The sequence below is a fragment of the Parabacteroides distasonis ATCC 8503 genome (assembly GCF_000012845.1).
GTDB lineage: Bacteria > Bacteroidota > Bacteroidia > Bacteroidales > Tannerellaceae > Parabacteroides > Parabacteroides distasonis.
This window is the reverse complement of the sequence record NC_009615.1, coordinates 4580486-4598676: the sequence shown is the minus strand read 5'-3', so window position 1 is coordinate 4598676 and position 18191 is coordinate 4580486. Positions and strand designations below refer to the sequence as shown.

The following is an 18191-nucleotide window of genomic DNA, read 5'->3' as shown; positions in this document are numbered from 1 at the left end:
GTCAATTGTCAACTGTTTTGTATTTTTGCGTCGTAAAAACATAAAACAATTCAACAATGTCAATCTCACGCTTTAATGCTGTGGAGAAGGCATCCAACCGAAAGGCCGTGGAAGCCGTTACTCCCGAACACAAAGTATCTGAGTACTATGGCGAGAATGTCTTCAACCGGAAGGCAATGCAGAAATATCTCTCCAAGGAAACGTACAAAGCCTTGACCCACGCCATTGACAATGGCACACCTATCGACCGGGAAATCGCCAATCATGTGGCAGCCGGCATGCGTATGTGGGCACTGGAAAAAGGAGTCACTCATTACACCCACTGGTTTCAACCGCTTACCGATGGCACCGCCGAGAAGCACGACGCTTTCGTGGAACACGATGGTAACGGTGGCATGATCGAGGAGTTCAGCGGCAAATTGCTTGTCCAGCAAGAACCGGACGCTTCCAGTTTCCCGAACGGTGGACTTCGTAATACCTTCGAGGCCCGCGGCTACTCCGCTTGGGACCCCTCCTCTCCCGCTTTTATCGTAGATGACACACTTTGTATCCCAACCGTATTTATCGCTTATACCGGTGAAGCACTGGATTATAAGACCCCGCTGATCCGCTCTATCGAAGTATTGGGAGAAGCCGCCAAGGACGTATATAGATATTTCGATGAGGATGTCAATAAGATAATTACTTACCTAGGTTGGGAACAGGAATATTTCCTTGTTGACGAGGACTTGTATTCCGCCCGTCCGGACCTCTCACTCACCGAGCGTACCTTGCTCGGACATGAGAGCGCAAAGAACCAACAATTAGACGACCATTATTTTGGCGCTATCCCCTCTCGTGTACAAGAATTCATGAAAGACTTGGAAACCGAATGCTATAAACTAGGTATCCCGGTAAAGACCCGCCATAACGAGGTAGCCCCCAACCAGTTCGAGCTAGCTCCTATTTACGAGGAATGTAACCTAGCCAACGACCATAACCAATTATTGATGTCGGTCATGAAACGTGTCTCCCGCCGTCATAATTTCCGTGTATTATTGCACGAGAAGCCATTTAACGGGGTAAACGGTTCCGGTAAACACTGTAACTGGTCTATGGGAACAGACAAGGGGGTAAACTTATTCTCTCCGGGTAAAGACCGTGAGGACAACCTACGCTTCATCACCTTCGTGGTGAACACTATCATGGCCGTTTATAAATACAACGCTTTATTAAAAGCGAGTATCGCTTCCGCCACGAACGCACACCGCCTAGGTGCGAACGAGGCACCTCCCGCTATCATCTCCACTTTCCTCGGAACGCAAATCAGCGAGATCTTGGATAAGTTTGAGAATAGCTCTATCGAGGACGCTATCGAGGTAGACGATAAAAAGGGTTTGCATCTTGGCTTCGGGCAGATCCCCGAACTGCTGTTGGACAATACGGATCGTAACCGTACCTCTCCTTTCGCCTTCACCGGAAACCGTTTTGAGTTCCGCGCCCCGGGCTCTTCCGTGAACTGCGGATCGGCCATGTTAGCGTTGAACTCCGCCGTAGCCTATCAATTGCAACAATTCAAGAAGGACGTAGAGGCTTTGCAAGCGGAAGGAAAAAGCAAGGAAGTAGCGATCTTCAAGGTGCTGAAAGCCTATATCAAGGAATCTAAGCCGATCCGCTTCGATGGGAACGGTTATTCAGATGAATGGAAAGAGGAAGCCGCCAAGCGAGGTCTGGATTGCCAAAATAGTGTTCCCTTGCAATATGACGCTTATCTTAAACCGGAGTCGATCGAGATGTTCACGTCTACCGGCGTACTTACCCAGAAAGAATTGGAAGCGCGTAATGAAGTAAAATGGGAAGTCTATATCAAAAAGGTACAGATCGAGGCCCGGGTATTAGGGGATTTATCCTTGAATCATATCATCCCGGTAGCCGTTCGTTACCAGAGCGTATTGCTGGATAATATAGCGAAGTTGAAAGAGACATTCGGCGACGACCCGGAATTCCGCGATATGTCGGAAGAGCCCCGTCGCTTGGTTCGTAAGATAGCCGGACATATCTGTGCCGTGACCAAGAAAGTGGATGAGATGGTAGAGGCCCGCAAGAAAGCGAACCGCTTGACCGATATGCGGGAAAAGGCGATCGCTTACCACGACTCGGTGGCCCCTTATTTGGATGAGATCCGTGACCATATCGATGATCTGGAGCTGATGGTGGACAACCAGATGTGGCCGTTGCCGAAGTATAGGGAACTCCTGTTTATCCGATAAAAAATACCAGTACTGGCGTTGCCTTGCGCCAGTATCGGCATAGCCTCACGCTGATATAGGCGTAGCCTTACACCGATACTGGCATAAGGCTACGCCTATACTCCCGTTTACCACTTCACATAAGAGGCATTCATCAAGAAGTCATAATCATGTTTCATCGCTTGCAGCGGTGTCATATTATAACGCTCTTGCTCAATGAAGTAATCCTCTAATCCGGCTTTCTCCGCCACAGCGAATAAGGATTTGAAGTCTACGATTCCGGCGCCCATCTCCGTGCTGCCCTTTCCATCCGCATTCGCGTCTTTCAAGTGCCAGTTGGCGAAACGACCGGGATAACGGTTCACGTAATCATGACATTTAAAACCGCCATACACTAATTGAGCCGTATCGATCTGGAAAGTAACCAGCCCTTTGTCCGTATTCTCGATCATCACGTCGAACGGGATCTTTCCTTCCAACTCATGGAATTCATCCACATGGTTATGGAAAGCGAAACGCAACCCGTTCGCCTTTGCGATCTCACCACATTTATTAAATTGATCCGCTAAACGCTTCACGTCCGAAAGGCTCTTGATATCTTTGGAGGGATAACCCGCCTGAACAATCCATTTACAGCCTACCTCTGCCGTATCAGCGGCATTCTTTTTCCAGAAGTCCCATCCCTTGGTATCACCCTCCGCCAGCAAACCGCTTCCGGTATGGGAACCTACCATACGGGCACCCAGATCCGCCAGATATTTCTTCATCTCGGCCGGGGATTTCCCGTAGAATTTGCCATCCCGGTAACCGGCGGCTTCCATCCGTTTATAACCGATATCCACCAAAGCCTTCATCGTACCGTCAAAATCCGTCTTCAAGTCGTCCCGGACACTATACAACTGTACTCCTATCGCTTTCTCTTTCTTAGCCAAGATAGAGGCAAAGCCATTCGGTACTACACTCAGCGCAGCCACAGCGGCACCCGCTTTCAAAAAATTCCGTCTCGTTATCATCATACTATTCTTTAAGATTAACGGCGCTAAAGGTAGCAAAATTATTTCTACTTTCGCGCACATTTAAACAAACGATCATGCAAGGAACAAAAAATCTGACCGAAGGGGTCATTTCCCGGCAACTATTCAATCTGGCGATGCCGATCATGGGTACCTCATTTATCCAAATGGCCTATAGCATCACCGACATGGCTTGGGTAGGCCGGTTGGGAAGCGAGGCCGTAGCCGCTATCGGCGCCGTTGGTATCCTTACTTGGATGACGAACTCGATCTCTTACTTGAATAAAGTAGGCTCGGAGGTGAGTGTCGGGCAAAGTATCGGGGCGCAAAACGTGGAAGATGCCCGAGGATTCGCTTCCCATAACCTAACGATCGCCTTGATCCTCTCGCTTTGCTGGGGATTCTTGCTATTCGTCCTCGCTCGTCCGATTATCGGCTTCTACAAACTGGAGGAACCGATTGCGTTGAACGCCGTGGAATATTTGAGAATCGTCGCTTCCGCATTCCCATTTATCTTCCTCTCGGCGGCGTTTACCGGGATTCATAATGCCTCGGGATTGAGTAAGATTCCATTTTATATCAGCGGAACAGGTCTTTTACTGAATATGGTGCTAGATCCTTTATTTATACTCGGCTTCCATTTGGGTACGGCAGGTGCGGCTTGGGCTACGTGGATCTCCCAAGCGGTGGTTTGCGGACTATTCGTCTATCAGCTAAAATGCCGCAATAAATTGTTCGGTGGATTCCCTTTCTTTGTCCGTTTAAAGGAACGCTACACCAAGCGGATCTTCCAATTGGGCCTGCCGGTAGCGTTATTAAATACGTTCTTCGCGATCATCAATCTTTTTATGGCCCGTACAGCTTCCACCTACGGAGGGCATATCGGTTTGATGACGCTTACGGCAGGTGGACAAATGGAGGCGATCGCATGGAACACCTCACAAGGCTTCAGTACGGCCCTCTCCGCTTTCACCGCCCAGAATTACGCCGCACGCAAGAAAGAACGTATCTTGACCGCTTATCATACGACGCTTAAAATGACTTCGATCATCGGCGTGCTCTGTACCTTGCTATTCGTCTTTTACGGTAGCGAGGTCTTCTCACTGATCGTGCCGGAGCAAGCCGCTTACGAGGCTGGCGGCATATTCCTCCGGATCGATGGCTATTCGATGATCCTCATGATGTTGGAAATTACCACGCAAGGCATGTTCTACGGTACCGGCCGAACGGTTCCACCGGCGATCATCAGCATCTCGTGCAACACCCTGCGCATACCTTTGGCCATCGGGCTGGCGGCAGCGGGACTGGGTATTACGGGTGTTTGGTGGGCGATCAGCCTTTCCAGCATGCTAAAAGGTATCGTCGCTTTCATCTGGTTCAGTATCTTACAGAAGAAGATCTTGTAAGCGGAACAATTCTTACCGATTTTCCGTACATTCGCGATTAAAATGACATTCAATAAAAAAAACGACCTATATGGATAACAAATTCAAACCGGAAACCCTGTGCGTACAGGCCGGTTGGCAACCCAAGAAAGGAGAACCCCGTGTCCTCCCGATCTATCAAAGCACGACATTCAAGTATGAGACGAGTGAGCAGATGGCTAAATTGTTCGATTTGGAGGAAAGCGGCTATTTCTATACCCGCCTTCAAAACCCGACAAACGAGGCTGTAGCCGCCAAGATCGCGGCGTTGGAAGGTGGCGTGGCTGCCATGCTGACCTCATCCGGGCAGGCCGCTAGCTTTTTCGCTTTCTTCAATATTTGCGAGGCTGGCGACCATATCGTAAGCGCAACCAGCATTTATGGAGGTACTTATAATCTACTGGCCGTTACCTTGAAGAAGCTGGGAATCGAATGCACATTCATCGATCAAGACGCGAGCGAGGAAGAGATCTCCAAGGCTTTCCGCCCGAATACGAAGGCGATGTTCGGCGAGATGATCTCCAATCCGGGCGTTATGGTATTGGATGTGGAGAAGTTTGCCCGCATCGCCCATAATCATGGCGTACCCTTGATCGTCGATAATACGTTTGCCACGCCGATCAATTGCCGTCCGTTCGAATGGGGAGCGGATATCGTTACGCACTCCACGACTAAATATATGGATGGCCATGCCACGAGCGTGGGCGGTTGTATCGTGGACAGCGGCAATTTCGATTGGGAAGCGCATGCCGAGAAGTTCCCGGGACTTTGCCAACCGGACCCTTCTTACCACGGATTGACCTATACCAAAGCATTCGGGAAATTAGCGTTCATCACGAAAGCGACTAGCCAACTGATGCGTGACCTTGGAGCGATCCAATCCCCGCAAAACGCATTCCTATTGAATCTGGGATTGGAGACCTTGCATCTTCGTGTACCGCAGCATTGCAAAAACGCCTTGGCGGTAGCGCAGTGGCTACAGAAGTGTGATAAGGTAGCTTGGGTTCATTATCCGGAATTGGAAGGCAATCCGTACCATGAACTCGCCAAGAAGTATCTACCGAATGGCTCTTGCGGCGTATTATCCTTCGGATTGAAAGGTGGACGTGAGGTGGCGATCAAGTTTATGGATAGCTTGAAACTCGCCGCTATCGTAACTCACGTAGCGGATGCCCGTACTTGCGTGCTTCACCCGGCCAGTCATACGCACCGCCAGTTGAGCGATGAGCAATTGATAGAGGCTGGCGTAGCTCCGGACTTAATCCGCTTCTCTGTAGGTATCGAGAACGCCGATGATATCATCGCCGATATCGAGCAAGCGTTGAATAAATAAGACTTCAGTGCCACGCTGATGGCACACCCATGTCATCGGCATGGCACACCCGTTCCATCAGCGTGACACACCTGCTTCTCCAGCATGACACTGCTATAAGTTCCTAGATAGGCAGGAATCTCCCCAGACGCACCACCCAATTTGTCGTAATCCTCCCTAGGCTCGTTACCAGATGTTCCTCACGCAACAAATCCTCACGGAACTCACGAAGAATAAGCCAATCCGCCTGTTTCACCCAATGCCGGAAAGCCGGATTCTCCACATGGCTTTCCGAAATGGATAATAATGCGTCCAGATCAAAACAATCAGCGACAACGCCTGCGCCAGACAAAGAGGCATCGTAAGCATTGCAAGCTTGCTCAATATGTGTAGGAACCATCAATACAGGTTTATTCAGATACATCGCCTCACATACGGATTCGAACCCGGCGGTCGTAGCATAAGCCTTCGCCCCCGACATATAACGTAGAAACAACGTATCATCCAGCTGATGGAAAGAAAGGCAATCGTCTATTATCACCTCGGCTCGCTGATCTTTCTTATCCCAAAAGAAATGCATCGGAACCGAAGGATGACGGGAATGCCAAGAACGGATCTCCTCACTAAACCCGCTATTCAACAAATAACCATGCAAATAACTGCCGTTCGAGGGAACCGCATCCAAGACTTCTTGCCTTAATAAAGGAGGAACCACGACTATTCCTCCCAACGGCGCCTCACGCATCTTCCGAAAAGACAAGGCTAATTTTTTGACGGAGCCTATCGCCGTTAATCTCGTAAAAAATCGTAGCGACGCCAACGACAATGTGCTCTGCTTCGGGAAAACGAAATCCGGATGCAAGAATAGATATTGATGGGCGATACATACCATCGTCGCTTTCGGACGGAAAAGTAAGTAAGTCAGCCCCGTCAGCAGCTCGTAGAAATTCACGACAACATCCGCATCTGTCTGCCGAATCATCCGGTCGATATAACGGATACTTCCCATGTATTTGTGCAGACGCAATACATTATATAATATGCTACGCATCAAACTCACTTGTTTATTCTTAGCCGTCGGTAAAAAATTCGGACTCTCAAACGGATATACCGGCGACAGAATCTTATTCAAGAAGAAATCCGGTAAACGGCGGGCTGGGCTTTTTCCGACCAACACACCAACGATCTCATGTCCTTCGGCCATCAATTTCTGACGTAAGGATAACGCTTGGGTCAAGTGCCCACGTCCCTCACCTTGTATGATAAACAGGATTTTCATACGGCATCCGCATATAGTTGTACATTATTATATGTAACAATATCCCACTCTCCTTGTTCATCCTCCACGAGAGCGGTCATGCTTTCCACCCAATCGCCGGAATTTAGATAATGCACATTACCATACCATACGTTCGCTGCTTGGTGAATATGGCCGCAAATAATCCCGTCCAAATGCTTGGCCTCCGCTAAGCGTACCAACTCTTTCTCAAACTCCGAGATATAAGAGACCGCACTTTTCACCCGGTGTTTCACCTCTTGGGATAAAGAGAAATAAGGTTTTCCTTGCCGCTCTCTACGATGATTGTAAACCTTATTCAACCACAATAAAAAAGTATACCCCACATCCCCAAGCATGGCAAGCCAACGCATATGGGTCGTAACCGTATCGAAAATATCGCCATGTGTCACGAAATAGCGTTTTCCTTGTCTCGTCTTCAGCAAATAATCCTTTACGATCGATATATTGGAGAACTTAAAAGGAGCCAAGCTGTCGAGAAAATCATCATGGTTCCCCACTACATAGATAATCTCCGTACCCCTTTTCTCCATCATCTTCATCAATACCTTAAAGAAATCGGTATGCTTTTGTTTCCAGCGTTTACCGGATTTCTTCAATTGCCAGCCATCGATGATATCACCATTCAGAATCAATCGATCGCAATCTACGTGCTTGAGAAAATGGGTGACCTCCTCCGTCCGGGAATGTTCCGATCCCAGATGGATGTCCGAGAGGACAATAGTCGGATAGTACTTTCTTAATATCATCTTTTCCTTGTTTAAGATGATACAAAAGAACACCTTCGGTATTACAAGTTCACGACAACCTAGTGAAAAAGACATAACAAAAAGGCCAGCTCTTCACAAAGCCGGCCTTTTCTCGTTTAACTTTAAATATTAAAAAATTATGATGACATTTTACTTTACCTATTCTTCTGATTGAGTAGCCTCGTAAGCCTTTAACAACTTCTCTTGTACATCGGCAGGAACTAACTCGTAACTAGCGAACTTCATCGTAAAGGAAGCACGTCCGCCCGTAATGGAACTTAGTGAAGTAGAATAGTTAGACATCTCTTTCAAAGGAACTTTCGCCAATAGTTTCTCAAATCCCTTCTCGCTATTCATACCCATAATCAAGGCACGGCGTCCTTGCAAGTCGCTCATCACATCTCCCAGATAATCGGCAGGAACGGAAACCTCGACATCGTAAACAGGCTCCAAGATCTTAGGGCCAGCCTCCTTGAAAGCGGTACTGAACGCATTGCGTCCGGCAAGCATGAAAGAGATTTCATTACTGTCTACCGGGTGCATCTTACCATCGTATACGCAAATACGCACGTCGCGAGCATACGAACCCGTCAACGGCCCTTGCTCCATACGAGCCATGATACCTTTCAAGATAGCTGGCAAGAAACGAGCGTCGATAGCACCACCAACGATACAGTTTACGAACACGACTTTACCACCCCAATCCAAATCAATTATTTGAGTATCACGAACATTCATCTTATACTCCTGTCCGCCGAAACGGTAGGTATCCGGAGCAGGCATACCTTCATAATAAGGCTCGATAATCAAATGAACTTCACCGAACTGGCCTGCGCCACCGGATTGTTTCTTATGACGGTAATCCGCACGAGCCGCTTTCGTAATCGTCTCACGATACGGGATCTTCGGCTCCAGATATTCGATCGGCAATTTATCATTATTCTCGATTCTCCATTTCAATGTACGAAGATGGAACTCACCTTGACCGGAAACGATTGTCTGCTTCAATTCCTTGGACTGCTCGATTACCCATGTCGGGTCTTCCTCACGCATACGTATCAAGATTTCCATCATCTTCTCGGCGTCAGCCTCATTCACCGGCTTGATAGCACGACGATATTTCGGATCCGGATATTTAATGAAGTCGAAACGATAATCACAACCCTTTCCGTTCAATGTATTACCACGGCGAACATCCTTTAACTTAACGGTCGCTCCAATATCACCCGCCACCATTTCCGTAACCGGGGTACGAGTTTGTCCGGCTACCGCAAATAACTGTGCGATACGCTCCTTGGAACCACGATCGGCATTCATCAAATCGTCACCTTCTTTTACTTTTCCTGATATCACTTTAAAATAGGAAACCTGACCAATATGAGGTTCCACGGTAGTCTTGAAGAAGAACAAGCTAGTAGGACCATTCGAGTCCGGAGTCACCTCTACGCCTTCCGTAGTAATCAGACGAGGCATCTTGTCTGTACAAGGAACCACGTTACCCAAGAACTCCAACGTACGACGAACACACATATCACGACCGGCACATACGCAGAATACCGGGAACATACCGCGAGTAACCAAGCCCGCACGGATACCGGCACGCATATCATCCTCGCTCAAGGCACCTTCCTCAAAGAATTTCTCCATCAACATATCGTCGTTCTCAGCGGCGGCTTCCACCAAGGCTTGATGCAACTCCATCGCCTTATCCATTTCCTCGGCGGGGATTTCCAATACATCAGGAACTCCACCTTCCGGTTTCCAACGATACATCTTCATTTTTAATACATCCACCACAGCATTGAAAGAAGAGCCGCAGCTAATCGGATATTGGATAGGAACGATCTTACTGCCCCAACGGTCTTTCAACTGGGCGATGGTTCCCTCATAGTCGGCTTTATCATTATCAAGCTGATTGACAACGAAAATCACCGGTTTATGAAATTGTTCAGTATACCGGAACTGGTTAACGGTTCCAACCTCAACACCGTACTGGGCATTCAATACCATCAGTGCCGTATCCGTGACATTCAGAGCGGAAACAGCTCCTCCCACGAAATCATCCGAACCCGGACAATCGATGAAATTCAGCTTCCGATCCTGCCATTCTACACTGAAAACGGTTGAGAACACTGAGTATCCATACTCTTTCTCAACCGGGAAATAATCGGACACCGTATTTCCTGCCTCAACGGAGCCGCGACGTTTTATAACTCCACCCTCGTAAAGCATAGCTTCAGCGAGAGTGGTTTTCCCAGAGCCCGAACTTCCCAAGATAGAGATGTTCTTAATTTCATTTGTTTGGTATACTTTCATGATATCAGGATTTATTTGAGTTTAACAATACGTTTATTTGGCGTGAATCACTTTCACGAGGGCGCAAATTAGAGATTGTAAAGGAAAAAAGCAATTATCGCCCGGTGTTTGAGAACTATGTTGTGCAGCAGCAAGGTTTTTTGGAATTAAAATCATATCTTTGTGTAAAGATATAATTGTGTCCATACAGATGGCAGGCTTATACATCCACGTTCCTTTTTGCGCCAAGCGGTGTTTATACTGTGACTTTTTTTCCAATACGGAGATGAAGTATAAAGAGCCGTATATAAATGCACTTATAAAAGAGATGGAATTGCGGAAGGGATATATAGGAAACGAAGCATTAGAAACCATTTACTTCGGGGGAGGCACTCCCTCTCAATTAGACGAGAAGGATTTCGGTAAGATATTCGAAGCCATCTATCGTCTTTTTGATGTAGCCGAGCAAGCGGAGATTACCTTAGAGGCGAATCCGGATGACATGAAACGAGAATATGTATCGCTTCTCCGTAATTATCCTTTTAACCGGGTCAGCATGGGTGTACAGAGTTTTCATCCGGAAGATTTGCGTTTTCTGAATCGTCGCCATGACCGGGAACAAGCGATTAAAGCAGTAGAACTATGCAAGGAATATGGGATTACAAATATCAGTATCGATTTGATCTACGGACTTCCTAACCAAACGAAGCAAGCATGGGAAGAGAATTTGCGACAAGCGATCCGGCTGGATGTTCCCCATCTTTCCGCTTACCACCTCATTTACGAAGAAGGTACCGCACTTTACAAATTAATGGAAGCGGGAAAAGTAACTCCCGTAGACGAGGAGTTAAGCGTCTCGTTCTTTTCCACATTAATAGACCGGTTGGCAGAAGCGGGCTATTTGCATTACGAGATCTCCAATTTCGCCCGTCCCGGATTCTTCTCCAAGCACAATAGCTCCTACTGGACCGGAAAGAAATATCTGGGGCTCGGTCCTTCCGCCCATTCTTATAACGGAATAGACCGGGAATGGAATCCATCTTCTCTACCTATATATATAGAAGGTATAGAAAATGGGCATCCGACAATAGAATCCGAGGATTTAGACCTATGCACCCGGTACAACGACTTCATCATCACCGGCCTTCGAACCATGTGGGGAGTCTCTTTCGCTGATATCCAGACAAAATTTGGCAGGAAGCTCCTTTCTTATTGTCAAAAGCAAGCTCAACCCCATATCAACCAAGGTCTCTTATTACAAACCGGTGACAAATTGATTTTATCCAAGTCAGGAATCTTCGTTTCCGACGGAATCATGAGTGATCTACTTTGGGTATAAAAATTAACAAAACCACCACTTTCCCCAACAAACCTGTTAGTTAAAAGTACATTTCCTGCACATTTTCACGATTTTTGAGAAATAAAACGACGCATATTAAAAAACTATTACATATATTTGCAGCATCAAAAACAGCAAACAGTGCCATATTTGTATATAATATCAGGTTGCAACGGAGCAGGAAAAACAACAGCTTCCTTCACTATTTTACCAGAAATGCTAAAATGTAGGGAGTTTGTTAACTCAGACGAGATAGCCAAGGGACTTTCCCCTTTTAATGCAGACAGTATAGCCGTCGCCGTTGAAGCTAGTCGTATTATGTATAAGCGGATAAAGGAACTCATCGGTGCTGGTGAGACTTTCGCAATGGAAACTACGCTGGCCACCCGTTCAGTCGCAAACCTGATACGGGAAGCACAAAGGGAAGGTTATTATGTTACATTGCTTTACTTCTGGCTGAATACGCCGGATCTAGCCGTGGAACGTGTGAAAATGAGGGTAGCCGCCGGAGGTCACAATATTCCGGAAGCAACGATACGGCGTCGGTATGAGGCCGGTATCCACAATTTATTTGAGCTATACCTTCCTATTAGTGACTATTGGATGATAACTGATAATTCGATGTCTCCCATGGAAGTGATCGCCAAGGGATTCAAGAATGATAAAAGGGAAGTGTATAATCTAGATATTTTTACAAAACTTGAACATCATGAATGAGCAAGAAGTTAGAGAATTCGAAGAGAATATAGTAAAAGGTGCAAATATAGCTTTTCAGCGTTTGGTGAATCAGAAGAAGAAGGAAGACGGAGAGTTGGTATTCTCTCGTAACGGTCATATCTTCAGAGTCAAAGCTGTTGATCTTGACAAGATTTATTAAGTTATAGATATAAATATACAAAAAGAGGAGACGTATCTTTTAAAGATACGTCTCCTTTTTTTGTATTTATAGAGAAGTAAGTTAACTTACTTCTCTATCTTGAGAATTCCATCTCGTTCAATAAATAACCGGCTCCGGCATATTTATCGATTACGAATAGGACATAACGGATATCTACGATAATACTGCGTTGATAATCGGGCAGATATTGGATATCCCCTCCTACTCCTTCCCAGTTACGGTCGAAATTGATACCGATTAACTCTCCTTGTCCATTCAATACCGGACTACCGGAGTTCCCTCCCGTTGTATGGGTCGTAGCACAGAAGGCAACCGGCATTTTACCGTTAGGCATCTTATAAGGGCCAAAGTCTCCTGCTTGATATAATTCCTTCAAACGAGCAGAAACCACAAATTCCCAATTCGTAGAATCCTCCTTCTCCATGACGCCGTCTAAAGTGGTTTGATGACCATAATAATCGCAATCACGAGGACTGTAACCTTTCACCTGCCCATAAGTCAGACGAAGCGTAGAGTTCGCATCCGGAAAACTAGCTAAGTCTCCATACATCGCTAAAAGTCCTTTCACATACGCACGATGGGCGATCGCATATCCGGCATCAAAATCAGCCAAGGCCTTATCTAACGCCCTTTTCTCATCCTTTACGGATTGCGCGAACAGAATCATCGGATCTTCTCTCAAAGTTTTGACAGACGGGTGCTCCTTGAACGCATTAAAGTTCTTCTCGCTACCATAGATCGATTTATCAAACAGATAATCTACGAATTTATCCACATCCCCCTTAAACTTGCTATCGATTACGGAAAAATAAGCCGGCTGCGACTTCGGAACGACCAAACGCCTATATTCCTTTAGCATGACTTTCGCTATCTTCTTATCAACCATCGGCGCATAATCCTTATCTGCGAAACGGTGGAAAGCCCTCTCCAATTGAGTAACCTGTTTTTGCTGCTCGGAACGATCTTTCCCCTCCAAAGCCTCACAAACAGTCTCGATATCGGTCGGAACTTTGGAGAACTCGATACCACGGCTCAATGCCTCATCCAACATCCAACTACGGAAATGCAAATCCTTACGATCATTAACGATCTGCTCCAATGTCAGAAGCGCTTCTGGATAAGAAGGCTCACACATCTTCTTCGACCAAGCGATCAAACGATTCTGCACATCGTTTTTCACCTGCTCAAAATTACGTTTGTTGATCGCCCAGTTACTACCGATCGCATTCTTATAAGCGTTCGTAGAACCCGCATACTTACTAGCGTATTGAATCCGGACTTGCGGATCTTTCAACATTTCTTCCAGCATCGCCTCTTGACGGAGATTACGGATATTAATACGTACCGCATTATCTATATCCCGACGTTCGGCTACCTCCCATGAGGTATAGTATTTATTGGTACGACCGGGGAAACCCATGATCATGGCATAATCGTTCTCCTCCACACCTTTTATAGAAAGCTTTAACCAACGCTTCGGACGAAGCGGGACATTGGTTTCCGAATAAGGTGCCGGATTTCCGTTTGCATCGGCATACACACGGAAAAGAGAGAAGTCTCCGGTATGACGAGGCCACATCCAGTTATCCGTATCCGCACCGAACTTACCGATAGAGGAAGGGGGAGCACCGACTAAACGGACATCCGAATAGATTTTCTTGGTAAACATATAGTACTTATTACCTCCATAAAAAGCCTTGATCTCGACTTCCGTACCGGGGTTATCCTGTAAGAACTTCTCACCTACTTTCGCTTTAGCGAGGCCATTCAAGTACTTAGCGGACAAGAATTCCATGCTGTTCGGATCCGTGATCTTTTTCAGTTCCGTCCTCACATAATCCGTCACGTCGTCGATCTTATCGATAAAAGTAACCGTCAATCCCGGATTCGGAAGCTCCTTATCACGAGACATCGCCCAAAAGCCGTCCGTCAGATAATCATGTTCCAAGGTACTATGCCGTTGGATGCTACTATAACCACAATGATGATTCGTCAGCACCAACCCGTCCGGAGAGATCATCTCGCCCGTACAACCACCGCCAAAACGAACCACGGCGTCTTTCAAGGAAGGAGCCTCGGCGCTATACACTTCCTGATCGCTTAATCGCAGACCAAGGGCCTGCATCTCCGCAAACTTTTGTTGCTTCAATAAAGGGAGCAGCCACATGCCCTCATCGGCCAAGACCGGAAACGCCAATATAGCGGCCGCTACAGATAAAAAGAGTTTCTTCATGTATTTGAACTATTAAAAGGATGTTTTGTCAACATTGAATTATAATAACGGCGATCTCCACTTACCTCCTTACCAAGCCAAGCCGGTTTCTCAAAAGGCTCGTCCTCAGACGATAACTCGATCTCCGCAAGGATCAACCCTTCATTCGCTCCGTGGAAAACATCGACTTCCCACGTATGGCTGCCTCTGGGAACCAGATAACGAACCTTGTCGATCGCACCCGGCTCGCAAAGTTCCAACAACCGCTCGGCATCCACCAGAGGAATCTTTTGTTCGAACTCATAACGGCTCAAGCCTTTCTCATCCGAAGCGCCTTTGATCGTTAGGAATCCCTCCTCTCCCCGGATACGAATACGAACCGTACGTCCGGGCTGTGAGCAAATATATCCCTGCACGATACGGGTGGAGCTAACAGCCTCCGGTAAGAAATCACCGGAGACCAAGAATTTCCGTTCTATCTCAATGGCCATGTTTCGAGGTATCAGCCTTAATCGTTACCATCGTCGCACCAAAGCCATATTCGCGGAAAGAAGCATCTTGAAAATAATGTTGCTTATAACGGGTCTTCAAATCCTTCTCGATCGCCTTACGCAGTACGCCATCGCCTTTTCCATGGATAAAGACAATCTTCTGTCCGTTATTAAGAGCGTACTGATCCATCACCTCACGGAATTTTCCCAACTGGTACGTCAGCATATCCGCATTGCTCAATCCATTCGTATTATCCAACAATTCGGTTATATGCAAATCGATCTCAAGGATAGCGCTATTCGTCGGCTTCTTTTTCACGATTTGCCGGGGAACCCTACGTTCCTCACGAACCTTTTGCTGCATAGCTTCCTTCAACTCCGCCGCAGAGACCAATAGTTCTCTCTCGGGCAAGTCATTGCGGATAATCGGATAAATCAAGGCATCCTCCTCAAAGAAATCATTCTCCATAAAGCAGTGAAGCTTGTAGAACTTAACCGTATCCAAGCGCAACTCTACAGATACGGCGTTTTTCAACGAATAGGGTTTATCCTTCTTGAAAGCGATCAGTTGCACGCAGATCCTTTCCAGATCATTCAACTCCGGCTTACCGAACTCCTCTAGGAATATTTTCGTATTCGGCTCAATAATCCCGTTATAACGACTTGTCCAGCTATTATTCGTTCGGTTCATATAATTGAAGAACAAATAGTAATTGCTATCATTCACGAAATACGTCTCATAGCCACATTGCTGAAACGCCTTCGGATCGACCGGGAGATAAGCCAGATACACATTCAGACGCTCTCCCTCCGGTGTCTCCTCGACCTTTTCCTCTTTGGGTTCAGGCTTCTTTGGGGAAGGAGTCTCTACCGGAGCCTGTACTTTCGGGCGATTCGAGCTATGCACTTGCATATCATTGCCCCCAACCACGACACATTCCTTGATCAAGGCAGGAACCTCAAACCCATCCTCATCCTCAACCAACACTTGGTCCTTTCCACGGAATCCACGTACGACTCCACCTCCCACACTATTCAGGAAGCGAACTTTATCACCTATTTGAATACTCATATTCTATACCTTATTATATTATGCGCACAAAATTAGGGAATAATCCGCGAATCCGAAACCTATTTACTACTTTTGCACCCGGAATCCGTACAAACGGATGTTTTTTAACAGGACAGAAGAAGTAATGAAGACGCAAGAAATACGTATTGAAGATTATAACTATTCGTTACCGGACGAACGAATCGCGAAGTTCCCATTGCCTAAAAGGGACGAGTCCAAACTTTTACTCTACCGTAACGGGGAAATAAGCGAAAGTATCTTTAAGCATATCACGGATTATCTTCCCCAAAACAGCTTGATGGTATTCAATAATACCCGGGTCATACAAGCCCGCCTACTTTTCCAGAAAGAGACCGGCGCACGCATCGAGATTTTCTGTTTGGAGCCCATCGAGCCTCATGATTACGCCTTGATTTTTCAAGAGACCCGACGCTGTAGCTGGACTTGCTTGGTTGGTAACCTTAAGAAATGGAAAGAAGGCACTTTATCCAAAACGATCTTCATTAAGGATGAACCGGTCGTGCTGACAGCGGATAAGAAAAAGTCTCATGGTGACACACATTTGATCGAATTCATTTGGGATAATGAAGCTTATACGTTCGCCGATATCTTGGATGCCGCCGGGGTCTTGCCGATTCCTCCTTATTTGCACAGGGAAACAGAGAAGAGCGACCTACAGACCTATCAAACAGTTTATTCTAAGATAAAAGGCTCCGTCGCCGCACCGACCGCCGGACTTCATTTCACTCCGGAAGTACTTGCCGATATAGATGCTCGGGGCATCGGGCGGGAAGAAGTCACCTTGCATGTCGGAGCGGGTACCTTTAAACCGGTAAAAAGCGACACGATCGAAGGTCACGAGATGCACACGGAATTTATCTCCGTCCGCCGCAGTTCCATCGAACGTATCAAAAGCAACCTTGGAAATATCATCGCCGTAGGAACGACTTCCGTACGGACCTTGGAAAGTCTCTATTACATGGGCGTGATCCTAGATAATAACCCGGAAGCGACTTCCGAAGATCTCGTCGTAAAACAATGGATGCCTTACGACATGAATAACAACCGGCTGACAGCGGAGCGTTCCCTTCAAAACATCCTCGATTATCTGGATAAGCATGATGCGGATACGCTGGTAACGGCTACACAAATCATCATCGCCCCGGGCTATGAGTTCAAGATCGTAAAAGGAATCGTCACCAACTTCCACCAGCCCAAAAGCACCTTGCTCTTGCTGATCTCCGCTTTCGTAAAAGGAAACTGGAAATCCATCTATGAGTATGCCTTAGAGCACGATTTCAGGTTTCTAAGTTATGGGGATAGTTCCTTGTTAATATAGATGCATGTAAAATACGAGCCGAATGGTGAACAGTTAAAATATCTATTCGGCTCTCATTAACCACTCTGTAAACAATCCGGTAATGATTCATCCGGATAAGCTCTCTTATAGTCGTATCTTGAAACTCCGGAACCATACGCCCGGCCAAAGGAAAACGTTCTAAAACATCTACCGCCGCAAACAATCCACTTACAACTCGGGAGGCATACGAGGTATAACTCTTCTTCTCAATATAATCTCCAATTTCATTAAGGTTTTGGATCGCAAAATCAGTCCATTTTACTTCAACCATTTCGCTAATTTATTCCGGCATTCCAATTTGGTTAACACTTTTCCTTCTTCTGATTCTTTTATTCCAATACAGACCTTATCGACAAAAGACATCTTATCGACAAGCTGGTCCATAGAAAAATGCTCCGGTAATCCTTCCATAGCCATAGCAACTTTTGACTTACTTAATAGATTCATCTGAATAGGTTTCGTTTTCTACAAAGGTAACTGTTTTCTTTCAACATACAATAA

The 18191-nt window shown here is 46.4% G+C and carries 16 protein-coding genes; 7 read left to right on the top strand and 9 right to left on the bottom strand.

All coding sequences use genetic code 11. From position 1 onward, the window contains the following. Positions 1 to 56 precede the first annotated feature (56 nt). Positions 57 to 2249: a glutamine synthetase III gene (locus BDI_RS18865; RefSeq protein WP_008779365.1), complete on the top strand. Its 2193-nt coding sequence runs from the start codon at positions 57 to 59 to the stop codon at positions 2247 to 2249. Positions 2250 to 2356: 107 nt separating this feature from the next. On the opposite strand, the gene BDI_RS18860 is transcribed toward BDI_RS18865, so the two are convergent. After that, on the bottom strand, positions 2357 to 3244 hold the full coding sequence (locus tag BDI_RS18860) for a TIM barrel protein (protein ID WP_008772604.1): 888 nt from the start codon (positions 3242 to 3244) through the stop codon (positions 2357 to 2359). A 74-nt stretch (positions 3245 to 3318) separates the two neighbouring features. Between BDI_RS18860 and BDI_RS18855 the strand changes: the two genes are divergently transcribed. Both BDI_RS18855 and BDI_RS18850 read left to right on the top strand, forming a co-directional pair. Then, positions 3319 to 4647 carry an MATE family efflux transporter gene (locus BDI_RS18855; RefSeq protein WP_012056169.1) on the top strand — a complete coding sequence of 443 codons (1329 nt, stop codon included), beginning with the start codon at positions 3319 to 3321 and terminating at the stop codon, positions 4645 to 4647. Between the two features lie 70 nt (positions 4648 to 4717). Continuing rightward, positions 4718 to 5998, top strand: a complete 1281-nt coding sequence (locus tag BDI_RS18850; protein WP_012056168.1) for an O-acetylhomoserine aminocarboxypropyltransferase/cysteine synthase family protein — start codon at positions 4718 to 4720, stop codon at positions 5996 to 5998. Between the two features lie 103 nt (positions 5999 to 6101). Here the strand turns inward: BDI_RS18850 and BDI_RS18845 are convergent, their stop codons facing one another. The 3 genes from BDI_RS18845 to BDI_RS18835 all read right to left on the bottom strand — a co-directional run bounded on the left by BDI_RS18845 (position 6102) and on the right by BDI_RS18835 (position 10339). After that, on the bottom strand, positions 6102 to 7256 hold the full coding sequence (locus BDI_RS18845) for a glycosyltransferase family protein (protein ID WP_012056167.1): 1155 nt from the start codon (positions 7254 to 7256) through the stop codon (positions 6102 to 6104). Continuing rightward, on the bottom strand, positions 7253 to 8023 hold the full coding sequence (locus BDI_RS18840; RefSeq protein WP_005858831.1) for a UDP-2,3-diacylglucosamine diphosphatase: 771 nt from the start codon (positions 8021 to 8023) through the stop codon (positions 7253 to 7255). Before BDI_RS18840 ends, BDI_RS18845 begins: the two co-directional genes overlap by 4 nt. Before the next feature lie 159 nt (positions 8024 to 8182). Beyond that, on the bottom strand, positions 8183 to 10339 hold the full coding sequence (locus BDI_RS18835) for an elongation factor G (protein ID WP_012056166.1): 2157 nt from the start codon (positions 10337 to 10339) through the stop codon (positions 8183 to 8185). Between the two features lie 190 nt (positions 10340 to 10529). Between BDI_RS18835 and hemW the strand changes: the two genes are divergently transcribed. The 3 genes from hemW to BDI_RS21085 all read left to right on the top strand — a co-directional run bounded on the left by hemW (position 10530) and on the right by BDI_RS21085 (position 12534). Then, complete coding sequence (gene hemW / locus BDI_RS18830) at positions 10530 to 11657, top strand: radical SAM family heme chaperone HemW (protein WP_009276143.1); 1128 nt, start codon at positions 10530 to 10532, stop codon at positions 11655 to 11657. A 117-nt stretch (positions 11658 to 11774) separates the two neighbouring features. Further along, entirely contained in the window at positions 11775 to 12374 is a 600-nt protein-coding gene (locus tag BDI_RS18825) for a zeta toxin family protein (RefSeq protein ID WP_005858862.1), read from the top strand. Beyond that, a complete protein-coding gene (locus tag BDI_RS21085; protein WP_005858864.1) occupies positions 12367 to 12534 on the top strand; it encodes a hypothetical protein in 168 nt (55 codons plus the stop codon). Before BDI_RS18825 ends, BDI_RS21085 begins: the two co-directional genes overlap by 8 nt. Before the next feature lie 94 nt (positions 12535 to 12628). Here the strand turns inward: BDI_RS21085 and BDI_RS18820 are convergent, their stop codons facing one another. Genes BDI_RS18820 through BDI_RS18810 form a run of 3 tightly spaced genes read right to left on the bottom strand, consistent with a single transcriptional unit; the run spans position 12629 to position 16330 of the window. Further along, positions 12629 to 14788, bottom strand: a complete 2160-nt coding sequence (locus BDI_RS18820) for a S46 family peptidase (protein WP_012056164.1) — start codon at positions 14786 to 14788, stop codon at positions 12629 to 12631. Beyond that, a complete protein-coding gene (locus BDI_RS18815) occupies positions 14785 to 15258 on the bottom strand; it encodes a CYTH domain-containing protein (RefSeq protein ID WP_005858868.1) in 474 nt (157 codons plus the stop codon). The genes BDI_RS18820 and BDI_RS18815 overlap by 4 nt, the downstream gene beginning before the upstream one ends. Further along, on the bottom strand, positions 15248 to 16330 hold the full coding sequence (locus BDI_RS18810; protein WP_012056163.1) for a DUF2027 domain-containing protein: 1083 nt from the start codon (positions 16328 to 16330) through the stop codon (positions 15248 to 15250). Before BDI_RS18810 ends, BDI_RS18815 begins: the two co-directional genes overlap by 11 nt. 124 nt (positions 16331 to 16454) lie before the next feature. On the opposite strand from BDI_RS18810, the gene BDI_RS18805 reads away from it, so the two are divergent. Next, positions 16455 to 17669, top strand: coding sequence for an S-adenosylmethionine:tRNA ribosyltransferase-isomerase (locus BDI_RS18805; protein ID WP_012056162.1), 1215 nt, complete (start codon positions 16455 to 16457; stop codon positions 17667 to 17669). Here BDI_RS18805 and BDI_RS18800 read toward each other — a convergent pair. Continuing rightward, entirely contained in the window at positions 17629 to 17961 is a 333-nt protein-coding gene (locus BDI_RS18800) for a type II toxin-antitoxin system RelE/ParE family toxin (protein ID WP_005858874.1), read from the bottom strand. The two genes, BDI_RS18805 and BDI_RS18800, sit on opposite strands and share 41 nt — an antisense overlap. Then, the gene (locus tag BDI_RS18795; protein ID WP_227211290.1) at positions 17949 to 18107 is read right to left on the bottom strand and encodes a hypothetical protein; all 159 of its coding nucleotides are present in this window, start codon (positions 18105 to 18107) and stop codon (positions 17949 to 17951) included. The genes BDI_RS18800 and BDI_RS18795 overlap by 13 nt, the downstream gene beginning before the upstream one ends. Positions 18108 to 18191 lie beyond the last annotated feature (84 nt).

Coding starts and splice junctions, on each gene's coding strand:
- BDI_RS18865 (WP_008779365.1), top strand. CDS start 57: ATGTCAATCTCACGCTTTAATGCTGTGGAGAAGGCATCCAACCGAAAG.
- BDI_RS18860 (WP_008772604.1), bottom strand. CDS start 3,244: ATGATGATAACGAGACGGAATTTTTTGAAAGCGGGTGCCGCTGTGGCT.
- BDI_RS18855 (WP_012056169.1), top strand. CDS start 3,319: ATGCAAGGAACAAAAAATCTGACCGAAGGGGTCATTTCCCGGCAACTA.
- BDI_RS18850 (WP_012056168.1), top strand. CDS start 4,718: ATGGATAACAAATTCAAACCGGAAACCCTGTGCGTACAGGCCGGTTGG.
- BDI_RS18845 (WP_012056167.1), bottom strand. CDS start 7,256: ATGAAAATCCTGTTTATCATACAAGGTGAGGGACGTGGGCACTTGACC.
- BDI_RS18840 (WP_005858831.1), bottom strand. CDS start 8,023: ATGATATTAAGAAAGTACTATCCGACTATTGTCCTCTCGGACATCCAT.
- BDI_RS18835 (WP_012056166.1), bottom strand. CDS start 10,339: ATGAAAGTATACCAAACAAATGAAATTAAGAACATCTCTATCTTGGGA.
- hemW (WP_009276143.1), top strand. CDS start 10,530: ATGGCAGGCTTATACATCCACGTTCCTTTTTGCGCCAAGCGGTGTTTA.
- BDI_RS21085 (WP_005858864.1), top strand. CDS start 12,367: ATGAATGAGCAAGAAGTTAGAGAATTCGAAGAGAATATAGTAAAAGGT.
- BDI_RS18820 (WP_012056164.1), bottom strand. CDS start 14,788: ATGAAGAAACTCTTTTTATCTGTAGCGGCCGCTATATTGGCGTTTCCG.
- BDI_RS18815 (WP_005858868.1), bottom strand. CDS start 15,258: ATGGCCATTGAGATAGAACGGAAATTCTTGGTCTCCGGTGATTTCTTA.
- BDI_RS18810 (WP_012056163.1), bottom strand. CDS start 16,330: ATGAGTATTCAAATAGGTGATAAAGTTCGCTTCCTGAATAGTGTGGGA.
- BDI_RS18805 (WP_012056162.1), top strand. CDS start 16,455: ATGAAGACGCAAGAAATACGTATTGAAGATTATAACTATTCGTTACCG.
- BDI_RS18800 (WP_005858874.1), bottom strand. CDS start 17,961: ATGGTTGAAGTAAAATGGACTGATTTTGCGATCCAAAACCTTAATGAA.
- BDI_RS18795 (WP_227211290.1), bottom strand. CDS start 18,107: ATGGCTATGGAAGGATTACCGGAGCATTTTTCTATGGACCAGCTTGTC.